The 14,062-nt window shown below is 68.3% G+C and carries 10 protein-coding genes; 6 read left to right on the top strand and 4 right to left on the bottom strand.

Annotated elements, in window-relative coordinates:
• Position 1: 1 nt before the first annotated feature.
• Entirely contained in the window at positions 2-811 is an 810-nt protein-coding gene (locus tag AB0H43_RS08740) for a hypothetical protein (protein WP_359998431.1), read from the bottom strand.
• Positions 812-1,010: 199 nt separating this feature from the next.
• Here AB0H43_RS08740 and dacB point away from each other — a divergent pair, with 199 nt between their 5' ends.
• On the top strand, positions 1,011-2,600 hold the full coding sequence (gene dacB, locus AB0H43_RS08735) for a D-alanyl-D-alanine carboxypeptidase/D-alanyl-D-alanine-endopeptidase (RefSeq protein WP_359998429.1): 1,590 nt from the start codon (positions 1,011-1,013) through the stop codon (positions 2,598-2,600).
• Positions 2,601-2,691: 91 nt separating this feature from the next.
• Here the strand turns inward: dacB and AB0H43_RS08730 are convergent, their stop codons facing one another.
• Positions 2,692-4,029: a TldD/PmbA family protein gene (locus tag AB0H43_RS08730; RefSeq protein ID WP_359998427.1), complete on the bottom strand. Its 1,338-nt coding sequence runs from the start codon at positions 4,027-4,029 to the stop codon at positions 2,692-2,694.
• Positions 4,026-5,462, bottom strand: coding sequence for a TldD/PmbA family protein (locus AB0H43_RS08725; RefSeq protein ID WP_359998425.1), 1,437 nt, complete (start codon positions 5,460-5,462; stop codon positions 4,026-4,028). The genes AB0H43_RS08730 and AB0H43_RS08725 overlap by 4 nt, the downstream gene beginning before the upstream one ends.
• A 292-nt stretch (positions 5,463-5,754) precedes the next feature.
• Between AB0H43_RS08725 and AB0H43_RS08720 the strand changes: the two genes are divergently transcribed.
• From AB0H43_RS08720 to AB0H43_RS08700, 5 genes are all read left to right on the top strand, one after another.
• A complete protein-coding gene (locus AB0H43_RS08720) occupies positions 5,755-6,822 on the top strand; it encodes an ABC transporter permease (RefSeq protein WP_359998423.1) in 1,068 nt (355 codons plus the stop codon).
• A gap of 119 nt (positions 6,823-6,941) precedes the next feature.
• The gene (locus AB0H43_RS08715) at positions 6,942-8,696 is read left to right on the top strand and encodes an ABC transporter substrate-binding protein (RefSeq protein WP_359998421.1); all 1,755 of its coding nucleotides are present in this window, start codon (positions 6,942-6,944) and stop codon (positions 8,694-8,696) included.
• A gap of 161 nt (positions 8,697-8,857) precedes the next feature.
• A complete protein-coding gene (locus AB0H43_RS08710) occupies positions 8,858-9,862 on the top strand; it encodes an ABC transporter permease (protein ID WP_359998419.1) in 1,005 nt (334 codons plus the stop codon).
• Between the two features lie 2 nt (positions 9,863-9,864).
• Positions 9,865-10,920: an ABC transporter ATP-binding protein gene (locus AB0H43_RS08705; RefSeq protein ID WP_359998417.1), complete on the top strand. Its 1,056-nt coding sequence runs from the start codon at positions 9,865-9,867 to the stop codon at positions 10,918-10,920.
• Positions 10,917-11,996 carry a dipeptide ABC transporter ATP-binding protein gene (locus AB0H43_RS08700; protein WP_359998415.1) on the top strand — a complete coding sequence of 360 codons (1,080 nt, stop codon included), beginning with the start codon at positions 10,917-10,919 and terminating at the stop codon, positions 11,994-11,996. Before AB0H43_RS08705 ends, AB0H43_RS08700 begins: the two co-directional genes overlap by 4 nt.
• A 70-nt stretch (positions 11,997-12,066) precedes the next feature.
• Here the strand turns inward: AB0H43_RS08700 and AB0H43_RS08695 are convergent, their stop codons facing one another.
• Positions 12,067-13,953, bottom strand: coding sequence for a prolyl oligopeptidase family serine peptidase (locus AB0H43_RS08695; protein ID WP_359998414.1), 1,887 nt, complete (start codon positions 13,951-13,953; stop codon positions 12,067-12,069).
• Positions 13,954-14,062 lie beyond the last annotated feature (109 nt).

The following is a 14,062-nucleotide window of genomic DNA, read 5'->3' as shown; positions in this document are numbered from 1 at the left end:
GTCACCCAATGAATCGCAGGTCGTTGAACCAGCCGGCGGAGACGGCCATGACGTAGAAGTCGGTGATCGCCAGCGTGGCGAGGGTCGTCCAGGCCAGACCCATGTGGCGGGTGTTCAGCTTCGAGACGAAGGTCCAGAAGCGATACCGGACCGGGTGCTGCGAGAAGTGCTTGAGCCGGCCGCCGACGATGTGGCGGCAGGAGTGGCACGACAGCGTGTACGCCCACAGGAACAGCACGTTGATCCACAGGATGATGTTGCCCAGCCCCAGGCCGAAGCCGCCCGGCGAGTGCATCGCCTTGATCGCGTCCCAGGTGTTGATGAGCGAGATCAGCCCGGCGGCGTAGAAGGCGTAGCGGTGGGCGTTCTGGAAGATCAGCGGGAAGCGGGTCTCACCGGAGTAGGTCTTGTGACCGTCCGGGACCGCGCACGCCGGCGGCGACATCCAGAAGCTGCGGTAGTACGCCTTGCGGTAGTAGTAGCAGGTCAACCGGAACAGCAGCAGGAAGGGCAGGCTGAACGCGGCGTCCGGGATGATCCACCAGCTGGGCAGGATCGCGCCGAACTCGGCGGCTCCGGCGTCGGCACACCGCTCGGTGACGCAGGGCGAGTAGAACGGGGTGAGGTAGTGGTAGTCCTCGACCCAGAAGTACTTGTGCATGAAGACACGCACGGTCGCGTAGGCCACCCATGCGGTCAGGCCGATCACGGTCAACAGTGGTGCGATCCACCACTTGTCCGTACGCAACGTCTTGGCGTCGATCGCCGCGCGCGGACGCGCACCGATCGGCCTCGTTGCCGTCGTTGTCATTTGTCGCTCCAGCGCTCTTCCCGGATGTACTGACGGAACTTCTGGCGGCTCGCCCGAGAGGCTCCCCGGCGACGCAGCTCTAGTGAACGTGGCTTAGGTTACGCCCGAGAAGTGGATATTGGTGGGAGAGGCACGGGTCCAGATCGCACGCCTTCTCGGGGCCTTGTGTGAAAAGAAGTTTCACGTCAGCATGAGCCGCATGTTACGACGTCACATTGCCACCCCTCTCGCCGTGGTGCTGCTGGCGGGCGTGCTCGCCGGTGGAGCCGCAACCGCCGAGCCCACCACCGATCCGGCACTGTCGCAATTGGTGCAGCGGCTCGACTCGATCCTCGCCGACGCGCGGCTCAACGGCAGTTTCGCCGCCACTGTCGTGCGGGACGCGCAGACCGGGGAAACGCTGTACAACCGCATGGGCGACAAGCGGTTGCTGCCCGCTTCGAATACCAAGTTGCTGACGTCGACCGCCGCGATGGAGATCCTCGGCCCGGACTACCGGTTCACCACCGACGTCCTCTCGCCGGGCACGCGCGCCGGCTCGGTTCTGCTCGGCGACGTCTACCTCCGCGGCAACGGCGACCCGACCTCGCTGGCGGCCGACTACGACAAGCTCGCGGCGGACATCGCGGCCAGCGGCGTCAAGGTCGTCACCGGTGACCTGGTCGCCGACGACACCTACTTCGACGACGTACGCCTCGGCACCGGCTGGGCCGCCGACGACGAGTACTCCTATTACTCTCAGCAGGCTTCCGCGCTGACGATCGCGCCCGACACCGACTACGACAACGGCAACGTCGTCGTCACGGTCTCACCCGGCGCGGCCGCGGGCGACAAGCCGGTCGTGACGGTGACGCCGCCGACGGACTACGTGCGGATCGTCAACAACGGGACCACTGTGGCCTCCGGCGGCACCGACACGCTCGGCGTATCGCGGGAGCACGGGAACAACGACATCGTCATCGACGGAAACATCCCGGTGGGCGGCTCGGACACCGTGGAGTGGATCGCCGTCTGGGAGCCGACCGGGCTCGCCGCGTCGGTCTTCCGGTCCGCGCTCAAGGCGCACGGGATCACCGTCCTCGGGCGTACGCGGCTGGGGGTCGCGACCCCGGCGTCGGCGTCGGTGCTGGCGGCGCACCAGTCGATGACGCTGGCCGAGCTGATGGTGCCGTTCCTGAAGCTGTCCAACAACGGGCACGCCGAGGCGCTGACCAAGGCGATCGGGCAGAAGGTCGCCGGGAAGGGAACCTGGTCGGCCGGGCTCGCCGCGATCAAGTCCTTTGTGGTCTCGCAGGGGATGGACGGCGCCACCTTCCGGCAGTCCGACGGTTCGGGCCTCACGCGGTGGGACATGATCCCGGCGTACGAGCTGACCGACCTGCTCATCGCGGTCCGGTCGAAGCCCTGGTACACGGCCTGGTACAACGCGTTGCCGATCGCCGGCAACGCCGACCGCTTCACCGGCGGCACCCTCCGCAGCCGGATGCGGAACACTGCGGCGGCGAACAACGTGCACGCCAAGACGGGCAGCCTCACCGGCGTCAGCGCGCTCTCCGGCTACGTGACCACGGCCGACGGCCGTCAGCTCGTCTTCTCCGTGATCGAGAACAACTACCTCGCCTCGACGGTGAAGCCGATCGAGGACTCGATCGCGGTCGCGCTGGCGTCCTGGAACAGCACGGCCACAGCCGCCGCTCGCTTGGCTCCGTCGACCGTCGCGCCGTCCTCCTCGGACGACGACGCCCCGGCCGACCTCGAGTGCTCCTGGCTGAAGCCGGTGCTCTGCTGATTCCCGCCTGATCATTGCGCCAGCCATGCTGTTTCGGGCGCCGAAATGCCCGAGTATCCAGCATGGCTGGCGCAATGATCACAACGAAGGGTCAGCCCGAGGCGGTGCCGGTGAAGTTCCACGAGGCGAGCCGTAGTGCGGGGCCGGTCCACGAGCCCAGGCCCCATCGCGAGGGCTGGGCGACCGCGACGTCGCCCACGCCCAGCACCCGGCCGGGGGCCAGCGCCTGCGGGTACGCCTGGGTGAACCGGAAGTTCTGCACCGGCGTACCGATCTCGCCGTCCTCGATCAGCCACACCCCGTTGCGAGTGAGCCCGGTCAGCGTCATCTGCCGTGGGTCCAGCACCCGGGTGTACCAGAAGTCGGTGACCAGCAGCCCCCGGCGTACGCCCCGGATCAGGTCCGGCAGCGACGTCGAACCGGGGGAGAGGACGAGGTTCTCCGTCATCGGCCCCCAGCCGCCTTCGCTGTAGTGCCCGGTGCTGGCGGCGCCCGCCTTCACCGCGGTACGCCGATCGTGCGCGACCGCCGCCGTGGTGCCCCCGTCCACCAGCGTCAGTACGCGGCGCGGAGTGCCTTCGCCGTCGTAGGGCTGGCCGATGTTGCCGGGCGTGACGGGGTCGTCGGCGAGCGTGATCGCCGGGTCGAACTGCGCCTCGCCGAGCCGGGCGAAGGACCGGCCCTCGTTGTGCTGCTTGCCGTTGAACCCGTAGAACGCGAAGTTCGTCAGGATGTCGGCGACCGCCTCCGGCATCAGCACGACCTCGTACTCCCCGGCCGGGAGCTCGATCGCCGAGGCGAGGGCGAGGGCGTTGCGGCCGACCCGGTCGCCGAGCGCCGCCCCGTCCAGATCGGACAGCCGAGTCGACGCGATGCGCGCGGCCGAGTCGGCGCCGTTGTTCCGGGCGATCCCGTCGAAGTCCGCCGAGGTGGCCGCGCCCTCGACGAGCTGCCCGGCCGAGTTCGCGTACGCCCCTGTCCAGTGCTTGGTGCGGCAGTATCCGGCGGTCTCCAGACCACCCGCCGCCTGGACGAACGCCTGCACGATCGCGGCCCGGTCGGCCGGCGTGGCGGCGAGCACGGACGGGTCGACCGTGCCCGTTCCAGCCACCGGCGTCGCGGGAACGAGACCGGGCCAGGCCGCGTCGAGCGGGGCGAGCCGGGTCGCGCCGACCGTCCGCTCGACCAGCGACTTCAGACCCTCGTCGCCGGTGAGCGTCGTCGACGCGACGGTGGTACGCCCGTCGACGTGCACGGTCAGCGTCACCGAGGTGGTCTCGTCGGCGACGTTCTGGTGGATGAAGGAGGTCGCGAACCGGGTCAGCCACTGTTCGGTGCGGTCCACCGAGACGGCCGCCTCGGCGGTCGGCGCCGCTGTGCGTACCAAGTCGAGAGCCTGGTGTGCGAGATCAGCGAGAGATGCGCTCATGCCGTGACCCCCACGCGGACGTTCTGGAACCGGGCCGGCGCCGCCGGATGCCCGGTGTGGCCGATCTGGCCGGGTTGTCCCTTGCCGCAGTTGGGCGTGCCCCAGGCGACGATCTCGTTGGAAAGCATGTCCATGGACTGCCAGAACCGCGGGCCGATGCCGGTGTAGGTCGGGTTGCGCAGCATCCTGCCGAGCTTGCCGTTCTTCACCTCGTAGCCGATCTCGCAGCCGAACTGGAAGTTGAGCCGCTTGTCGTCGATCGACCACGACCGGTTGAAGTCCATGAAGATCCCGTCGTCGGTGGCGGCGATGATCTCCTCCAGCGTGTGCGGGCCGGGTTCGAGGCCGACGTTGGTCATCCGGACCATCGGCAGGCGCGCCCAGCCGTCGGATCGGACGCTGCCGCCGTAGTCGAGACCTGCCACCGCGGCAGAGTCGCGACCGGCGAGAACGCCCACCCACGTGCCGTTCCGGACGGCGTCGCGGGCCTGCGCCGGGGTGCCCTCGTCGTCGAAGCCGAACGAACCGAGCGCGCCCGGGATGGTGGGGTCGATCGTGATGTTCATCAGCTCGGACCCGTACCGCAACGAGCCGAGCTTGCTCAGGTCCAGCCAGGAGGTGCCCGCGAAGGCGGCCTCCCAGCCCAGGATGCGGTCCAGCTCGATGGCGTGCCCGACCGACTCGTGGATCTGCAGGCACATCTGCTCGCCGCCGAGGATCAGCGTCGTCTCGCCGGCCGGGCAGGCCGGTGCGGTGAGCAGCGCTCGCGCCTCCTCCGCGATCCGGGCCGCGTGGGCGGTCAGATCCAGCTCCCGGACCAGCTCCCAGCCACGGGTCCCGTACTGGCCGCGATAGGAGGGGTAGGACCGGCGCTGGGTCTCGTGCTCGCCCACGACCGTGGCGGAGATGCCTCCGCCACACTCGCGGATGTGCTGGTCGATCCGGTGGCCCTCGCTCGACACGAACCACTTGCGGGTGTCCCACACCTGGTAGATGCCCTCCGCCAGGTCCGCGCCGTGCTCGGTCATCAGGCGAGTCGCCGTGGTCAGCAGCTCGCCCTTCTCCCCCAGGGGTACGCCCAACGGATCGACTTCGCAGGCGGACGCCCACGATGCGGTGGTGGCCGGCGACCGGACGAGGTCGAGCGGCGGCCCGGGAACCTGGGCGCTCGCCGCGGCGATGCGAGCGGCGGTCTGCCCGGCCAGCCGGGCGCCCGCGGTACTCAAGTCGGGCACCGCGTAGAAGCCCCAACCGCTGCCGACCAGGGCGCGTACCCCGATGCCGGCGTCTTCTGCCTGCGTGAGATCCTCTATCTCGCCGTTGCGCGCGTTCATGGATTCCGTGCGTCGGTGCATCACACGGGCGTCCGCGTATCGGGCACCGGCGTCGAGGGCGGCTTGCACTGCCGCGGTGGCGACGTCGAAATGCGACATGTGCCGACCCTACAAGCCCGTTTCCCCGCTTTTGCGCACTCCCTGATCTTGGACGCAAGTCTTCCGGTGTTTCACACGAGTAACAGGAGAAACAACTGTCCCAAGGCGGCTTGGCCGGGCAGCTTACAGCACGTCAGAAGGTTGCGGCGGTGGGCCCTTCCGTGACGGGGTTGTTATCGAACTGATGTTGAGCAGCCTTCACGACGGCGTTTCTTGCTACTACCGTCCCCTCAGACACCTGGGGCAGCACATCCCCTGGTGCGCTGCAACCTACGTATGAGGAGATGGGCGCATGAGCGAGCCGAACCCGCGTGGCACCGAGCCCGCGGCCCCCGCGGCCGACTCCAGCGCCGTGGGCGTGCTCGACGTCGCGGCCACGGAAGAGAGTGCGAAGACCCCGAAAGCGATCATCGGCCGGTCGCCCGGCCAGCTCGCCTGGTCGCGGCTGCGTCGTGACCGGACCGCCCGGGGCAGCATCTGGGTGCTGGGCTTCTTCATCCTCATCGCCATCCTGGCCCCGCTGATCGAGAAGATCTATGGTCTCGGCCCGACGGTGAACAGCCCCGACCTGCTGGACAACAACGGCGTACCGCTGGGCTACTTCGGCGGCATCGACTTCACGTCGAACAACCCGTCCGGCCACGCCCACATCCTGGGCGTCATGCCGCAGACCGGCTGGGACCTGTTCATGCAGTTCGTCTACGGCGCGCGGACCTCGCTGATCGTCGCCTCGCTCGCGGCCGTCCTGTCGGTCGCGATCGGCGTCGTCCTCGGCATCGTCGCCGGCTACCTCGGCGGCTGGGTCGACCAGGTCCTCAACTGGTTCTTCGACTACATGCTGGCCTTCCCGTTCGTGCTGATGGCGATCGCGATCATCCCGATCGTCAACACCCACCTCGCCGACTCGAGCGGCTACGTCTCGGCTCCCGAGCGCATGATCACGATCATCGTCGTCTTCTCGCTCTTCGGCTGGATGAGCACCGCCCGCCTGGTTCGCGGTCAGGTGATCTCGCTGCGTGAGCGCGAGTACGTCGAGGCCGCCCGGGCGGCCGGCGCCGGCCGCGGCCACATCATGTTCAAGCAGATCCTGCCGAACCTCTGGGCGCCGATCCTGGTGACCTTCTCGCTGGCCCTGCCGGCGACGGTCACCGCCGAGGCCGCGCTGTCCTTCCTCGGCATCGGTGTGGAGCAGCCGACTCCCGACTGGGGCCGGATGATCAACCACAGCATCGGCTTCATGCAGTCCGGCGACCTCGCCTACCTGATCATCCCGGGTGTCTCGATCTGGGCCCTGGTGCTCGCGTTCAACCTCTTCGGCGACTCCATGCGAGACGCCCTCGACCCGAAGTCCAACCGCTGATCGATTCGCTCATCGCATCGGAAGAGTTCTCGGCGGAGAACTTCGGTCCACAGTCGTCCCGGCCACCGACGGATACCCCTCCACGTGCCCGGGCGTAAAAATGGGAAGGAGAAACCCTAGTGCGAAACACCCTCAAGGCAGTCGCCGTTGGCGCGCTCGCCATGGGCGTGGCGTTGAGCGCTGCCTGCACGAAGAACACCGGGGGCGGTACCCAGAACGAGACGGCGACGAAGCAGGCTTTCGTCGTCGACTTCAAGGGTGAGGCCGTCACGCCGGCGCCGGACGTCGAGGGCCACACCACGGGTGGCAAGATCACCGTCATTCAGGACGGCGACTTCGAGCACCTCGACCCGCAGATGATCTACGTGTCGAACGCGCTCTCCTACAGCCAGCTGTTCCACCGCACCCTGACCGGCTACATCGAGTCGCCCAAGGAGGGCGAGCCGCTGAAGCTGGTCGGTGACCTGGCGACCAATGCCGGTGAGACCACCGACAACGGTAAGACCTGGAAGTACACCCTGCGTGACGGCGTCAAGTTCGACGACGGCACCGCGATCACCTCCAAGGACATCGCGTACTCGATCTCGCGTTCCTTCGGTCCGCGTGGTTCGCAGGGTCCGCAGTACCTCCAGGCCGCCCTGGACAAGAGCTACGGCAAGGACGGCGGCTACGCCGGCCCGACCGCCGACAAGCCCTACGCCCCGGGCATCAGCACGCCGGACGACAAGACCATCATCTTCACGTTCGACGCGCCGCACACCGAGCTGCCCTTCCTCCTGGCGTTCCCGACCTCCACGCCGGTTCCGGCCGCGAAGGACACCAAGGAGAAGTACGAGACCCAGTTCGTTTCGTCGGGTCCGTACAAGACGAAGGAGTACGTCCCGGGCACCAAGCTGGTTCTCGAGAAGAACCCGAACTGGGACCCGAAGTCGGACCCGATCCGTCACCAGTACGTCGACCAGTTCGTGATCGACATGACCGGTGACGCGAAGGCGCAGACCGACCGGCTCACCGCCGCGGCGGGCGACGATGCCGCCTCCGTGATGATCGACAACGTTCCGCCGGAGCTGATCCCGTCGGTGAAGGGCAACGCCGAGCTGATGAAGCGCGTTGCGACCGGCCCGAACCAGTACGTCTACTACATCAACATCAACACCACTCGGGTGACCGACGTTGACGTGCGGCGTGCGCTGAACTACGCCTTCGACCGGGACGCCTACCTCAAGGCCGTCGGTGGCTACGACATCGCCGACCCGGCGTCGACGATCATGTCGCCGGTCGTGCCCGGTTACAAGAAGTTCGACGTCTACCCGTCGCTGCCGGACAACCACGGCGACGTCGAGAAGGCGAAGAAGCTCCTCGAGGGCAAGACCGTGCCGAAGCTGACCTTCTGCACCTCGAACACCACGGTGAACCAGACGGTCGCCGCGGTCATCACCGAGGGTCTCAAGCGGGCCGGTTTCGACATCACCACCAAGTTCATCGAGCGCGCCAACTACTACACCACCATCGGTGTCAAGGGCGTTGACTGCGACCTGATGACCTCGGCGTGGGGCCAGGACTGGTCCGACGGTGAGTCGACCCTGGGTGTTCTGATGGACGGTTCGAAGATCGTTCCCGAGGGCAACAACAACTACTCCTACTTCAACGAGCCGACCATCGTGGCCAAGCTCAAGGAGCTTCGTGAGATGACCGACCGCGGTGCCGCTGCCGAGCAGTACGGCGCCCTGGACGAGCAGATCATGAAGGACTACGCCCCGGTGATCCCGCTGCGCTACGGCCGTAACTTCTCGATCTACGGCCCGAAGATCGGCGGCACCTTCGTCAACCAGTTCAGCCAGTTCGACGTCCTCGGCGCCTACGTCAAGTCCTGACCTCGGTCAGGTTGATCCAGGCGCTCCGGTGACGAGCTGAACGGCTCGTCACCGGGGACCGAGAATCACCACGCACCACCCGTGGCGGGCGGTCAACGGCCGCCCGCCACGGTCCAGCCGCGATCCGGCTGCACGGTGACTCCTCCGGAAGGCCCATCCCCATGTTTCGCTTCTTCGTCAAACGGGCACTCCTGGCCGTCCTAACGCTCTTCGCGATCTCAGTGACGGTCTTCGGCCTGTTCTTCCTCGGCCCCGCCGACCCGGCGGCGACGATGTGCGGCACCAAGGCATGCACCCAGGCGCAGCACGACAAGATCGAGCAGTCGCTCGAGCTCGATAAAAGCCCGGTGACGCAGTACGCCAACTACATGAAAGGCGTGTTCGTCGGCCGCGACATCGGCAGCGGGCCGGACAAGATCGAGTGCCCCGCGCCCTGCCTGGGCATCAACTTCCGGACGTATGAGAAAGTCTCCGACATCCTCGGGCGTACGCTGCCGGTCACGTTCAGCGTCGTCCTCGGCGCGGCGGTCGTCTATGTGCTGTTCGGTACAGCGCTCGGCATGACCTCGGCGATCAAACGTGGATCCCTGCTGGACCGCATCGCCGCCGGCACCGCCCTGACGTTCGCGTCGACCCAGATCTTCTTCCTCGGCTCGCTGATCCTGGCGATCTTCGTCTACCAGCTCGGCTGGCTGCCTCGGGCGCAGTACATCAGCCCGTTCGAGGACCCGCTCGGCTGGATCGGCGGCATGATCACGCCGTGGATCGCGCTGGGGCTGATCAACTCGGCGAGCTACTCGCGATTCTCGCGGGCGCAGATGATCGAGACCCTGAGCGAGGACTACATCCGCACCGCCCGGGCCAAGGGCCTCAAGATGAAGGTGGTGTACCTGCGGCACGCGCTGCGGGCCGCGATCACCCCGATCGTCACCATCGCCGGCATCGACATCGGCGGCCAGCTGGGCGGCGTCGCGATCACCGAAACCACCTTCAGCCTCCCCGGCACGGGCAAGACGGCGGTGGCCGCGGTCTTCGCGCAGAACCTGCCGGTCGTCATGGCGACGGTGCTCTTCGGCGCGGTCTTCATCGTGCTGTCCAACGTGATCGTCGACATGCTCTACGCCGTTATCGACCCGCGGGTCAAGCTCGGCTCTTCCGGGAGATGACAATGACTGCGAACGAGTCCCCCTACCTCGAGGTCGAAGACCTGCAGGTCCGCTTCCGTACCGAGGACGGCCTGGTCCAGGCGGTCAACGGCGTCAGCTTCTCGGTCGAGCGCGGCAAGACCCTCGGCATCGTGGGCGAGTCCGGCTCCGGCAAGAGCGTCACCAGCCTGTCCATCATGGGTCTGCACAACACCAAGTCGACCACCATGAAGGGCAGCATCAAGCTGGGCGGGCAGGAGCTGATCGGGCTCACCCAGGACCAGCTGCGCAAGCTGCGTGGCCGCGACGTCGCCATGATCTTCCAGGACCCGCTGACCGCGCTGCACCCCTTCTACACGATCGGGCGGCAGATCGTTGAGGCGTACCGGATCCACCATCCGGACGCCTCCAAGGCGGTCGCCAAGAAGCGCGCGATCGAGATGCTCGACCGGGTCGGCATCCCGCAGCCCGACCGGCGGTTCAAGCAGTACCCGCACGAGTTCTCCGGCGGTATGCGGCAGCGCGCCATGATCGCGATGTCGCTGGTCAACGACCCCACCCTGCTCATCGCGGACGAGCCCACCACGGCTCTCGACGTGACCGTGCAGGCGCAGATCCTCGACCTGCTGGAAGACCTCCAGCGCGAGTTCAACTCCGCGGTCATCCTGATCACGCACGACCTCGGCGTCGTGAGCCAGGTCGCCGACGAGGTCCTCGTGATGTACGGCGGCCGCGTAGCCGAGTACGGCACGGTCGAGCAGATCATGCGGTCGGCGCAGCACCCCTACACCTGGGGTCTGCTGGCCAGCATGCCGTCGCTGCACGGTGACCCCGACGCGGACCTGCTGCCCATCAAGGGCAACCCGCCGAGCCTGCTCAACATCCCGTCCGGCTGCGTGTTCCACCCGCGGTGCGCGTACGCGATGTTGAAGGGCGGCCCGTGCGATGTCGACGTGCCGCGGCTGCTGCCGCTGGCGCTGGCCGACGAGCCGGGCCACACGGTCGCGTGCCACCTGCCCGAGCGGGAGCGCAACCGGACGTACCAGGAAGAAATCGCGTCGGTGGGAGTCGCCCAGTGAGCACCCAGGTGATTGAGCAGCGTGGCCCGCAGGGCCAGAACTCCGCCGAGCCGCTGCTGAAGGTGGAGAACCTGACCAAGCACTTCCCGGTGCGTGGCGGTGGACTGATCGGCGCCAAGCAGGTCGTCCGCGCGGTCGACGGAGTCTCCTTCGAGGTCCGTCCCGGTGAGACGCTCGGCCTGGTGGGCGAGTCCGGCTGTGGCAAGACCACGACCGGCCGGATGCTGGTCCGGCTGCTGGACTCGACCGAAGGCAAGATCACCTTCGAGGGTCAGGACATCACCCGGGCCCGGGGTTCGAAGCTGCAGCGGCTCCGTCAGGACATGCAGATCATCTTCCAGGACCCGTACTCGTCGCTGAACCCGCGGCACACGGTCGGCAAGATCGTCGCGATGCCGTTGCAGGTCAACGGAATCAACCCGCCCGGCGGCGTGAAGAAGCGGGTCCAGGAGCTGCTGGAGCTGGTCGGTCTCAACCCCGAGCACTACAACCGCTTCCCGCACGAGTTCTCCGGCGGTCAGCGGCAGCGTATCGGCATCGCCCGGTCGCTGGCGCTCAACCCGAAGATCATCGTCGCCGACGAGCCGGTCTCCGCGCTGGACGTGTCCATCCAGGCGCAGGTCATCAACCTCCTGCGGGATCTGCAGCGGGAGATGGACCTGGCCTTCGTGTTCATCGCCCACGACCTGTCCGTCGTCCGGCACTTCTGCCAGCGCGTCGGCGTCATGTACCTGGGTAAGCTGGTCGAGATCGGCTCCCGTGAGCAGATCTACGAGCGGCCGTCCCACCCGTACACGAAGGCCCTGCTCTCGGCGGTGCCGGACCCGGCGAAGATCGGCGAGTCGGCGGGCCGCATCCGGCTGGTGGGCGACGTGCCCACCCCGATCAACCCGCCGTCCGGCTGCCGTTTCCGTACGCGCTGCTGGAAGGCCCAGGAAATCTGCGCCCAGCAGGAGCCGCCGCTGACGATCAAGTCGAGCGGTTCGCTGGCGGCCTGCCACTTCCCGGAGGAGGGCATCCTGATCGAGCAGGAAGTCCACGCCGACGAGGTCGCCGCGGGAGCGGACGAGCACTGAAGCACCACCAAATAGATGGAGGGCGGGCATCCCTTGGGGGCCCGCCCTCACCCTTTCCCGGTGCTGACTCTCAGGAGTTCAGGAGGGCGTCCAGCGCGGACACCTCCACCTCGATCGGGGCGTCGGCAGGAATCTCGCGTACGCCCGCCGGCAGGTCCCGTAGTTCGTGATGCAGCCAGACCTCGGAGTTGTCGTCGGGGTTGCCCAGATAGCGTTCCGCCAGCACGGGCGGCAGGTCGGTCCAGGCGCGTACGGGGTCGCGGACGACCGCGCCGTGGAAGGTGTCCGGCCGGTCGGCGACCGCCCGGGCGGCCAGCCAGCCGCCGACCCCGGTGCCGCGGAGCAGCACGTGTTCCAGGTCGAGGTCGGGATCCTTCGCCCCCAGTTCGTGCACCGTCTCGGCGAGGTCGGCGACGACGAGGTCGACCAGCCGCCGATGCACCACCTTCTCGAAGCTCGGCGCGATGCCGGCGCTGCCCCGGGTGTCGACGGCGACGACGGCATATCCGGCTTCGGCCCAGCGTTGCCGGTGCGCCCACCCGTCGGATCGGGCCAGCACGGTCTGTCCACCGAGGCCGGTCGCCAGGTCGAGCAGGATCGGCAGCCGTCGCCCGACCAGGTGACGGGCGGGATAGAGGACGCCTACCGGCAACCGGCGGTCGGTCACGCGGTCGAGGACCGGGCGGGGCAGGTCCGGGCCGGGTGCGGCTGCCCGCTCGCCGATCCGGTCGACGGCGGGATCGCCCAGCACCCCGACAGGATGCCCCCGGCGGAGCACGGTCCACCGTGTGCCGGAGTGGTCCAGCCCGGCCGAACCGATCACCATCGTCTCGCCGCCGCATTCGCCGGTGTGCCAGCCGGGTTCGTGGGTCAGCCGTTGGGCCGCCATGCCGCCACCTCGGCCCAGCGCTCCGCGTACGCGGTAAAGGTGCTGCTCGGCAGGGTCGGTGCTCGCCTCGATGAGCAGGTCACCGAGTTCGTTGTCCAGGGCTGAACGCACTCCCGGCGGCTCGTGCAAGCGCTCCCCGGCACCGGCCCGCGGCTCCGACGGGTGCATCCCGGCGAAGGCCGGCAGCCCGGGTCCGAGGCACATCGGCCCGATCCGGCCGACGACTCGGCGTACGTAGAGGTTGGGCGGGGTGAGCAGGGTTCCGTCGGCGAACAGGCACCGGGAGTCGTAGCTCTCGTGGGCGATCTCGCTGCCGACCAGCACGCGGCCGTCCGGCAGGTGCAACGGCGTCCCGTCGACCGTCCGCACGAACCGTGGATCCGAGAGCTCCGCGTGCACCTGGGTCTCCCCGGTCCGCGGGTCCACGGCGAGGACGAGCCCGTGGTTCTGCCCCCGGCGTAGGACGGTCACCAGAGGCGGCCCGTCGAACCACCCGGCGCCCGCGACGTAGGGGTAGACCCAGCGGTCCCAGTGGACGTCGACCCAGCCACCGTCGAGCTCCAGCAGATGCAGCGAGGTGCTGCGCGGCCCGTCGGTACGCGTGGCGAGGACCGCCGAGCCGTCCGGCGCCCACCACCAGCCGCGCTTCCGGCCGAACCCGGCCGCGTCGTCGTCGACGTCGCCCCACCGCACCGCCGGGCTCTCCTCCCCGGCCAGCAGCACCGGCGTCGCGGAGTCGTCGTGGACGCCGTCCAGGAGCACGTGCAGCGCCCGGTCACGCCGGTACGCGATGTGCCGCCCGGTCGGGTCGGGCTGCGGTTGCTCGCCCTCGACGCCGAGGTCCACGACCTCGGGCTCGCCGGTCAGGCGTACGCGGTGCAGGCGGCCCGCGCGGGCGAAGACGGCAACGGTGGCGTGCAGGTCGCAGGCGTACGCCCCGACCTCGCCGGCGACCGGGCGGACCGCACCGGTGGCCGTGTCGAGGACGCAGAGGCGCTCGCCGAGCAGGTACGCCACCCGCTCGCCGTCCCGCCCGACGACGATGCGCCGGGGTTCAAGGTCCGTCACACCATGAAGCGTATTCATCTGACTGTTCGATTCGTGGTGGTTTGGCGGTTTGCCTAGACAGAATGCACCACGCCTCGGCACGAGCGGGGCGTACACGGCCGGGCGTTAG

It is taken from the genome of Hamadaea sp. NPDC050747 (assembly GCF_040654195.1).
Lineage (GTDB): Bacteria > Actinomycetota > Actinomycetes > Mycobacteriales > Micromonosporaceae > Hamadaea.
This window is presented reverse-complemented; position numbering and strand designations above follow the sequence as displayed.

Bases quoted from the DNA above. Each gene is read 5' to 3' on its own strand.
- AB0H43_RS08740 (WP_359998431.1), bottom strand. From the start codon at position 811: ATGACAACGACGGCAACGAGGCCGATCGGTGCGCGTCCGCGCGCGGCG.
- dacB (WP_359998429.1), top strand. From the start codon at position 1,011: ATGTTACGACGTCACATTGCCACCCCTCTCGCCGTGGTGCTGCTGGCG.
- AB0H43_RS08730 (WP_359998427.1), bottom strand. From the start codon at position 4,029: ATGAGCGCATCTCTCGCTGATCTCGCACACCAGGCTCTCGACTTGGTA.
- AB0H43_RS08725 (WP_359998425.1), bottom strand. From the start codon at position 5,462: ATGTCGCATTTCGACGTCGCCACCGCGGCAGTGCAAGCCGCCCTCGAC.
- AB0H43_RS08720 (WP_359998423.1), top strand. From the start codon at position 5,755: ATGAGCGAGCCGAACCCGCGTGGCACCGAGCCCGCGGCCCCCGCGGCC.
- AB0H43_RS08710 (WP_359998419.1), top strand. From the start codon at position 8,858: ATGTTTCGCTTCTTCGTCAAACGGGCACTCCTGGCCGTCCTAACGCTC.
- AB0H43_RS08705 (WP_359998417.1), top strand. From the start codon at position 9,865: ATGACTGCGAACGAGTCCCCCTACCTCGAGGTCGAAGACCTGCAGGTC.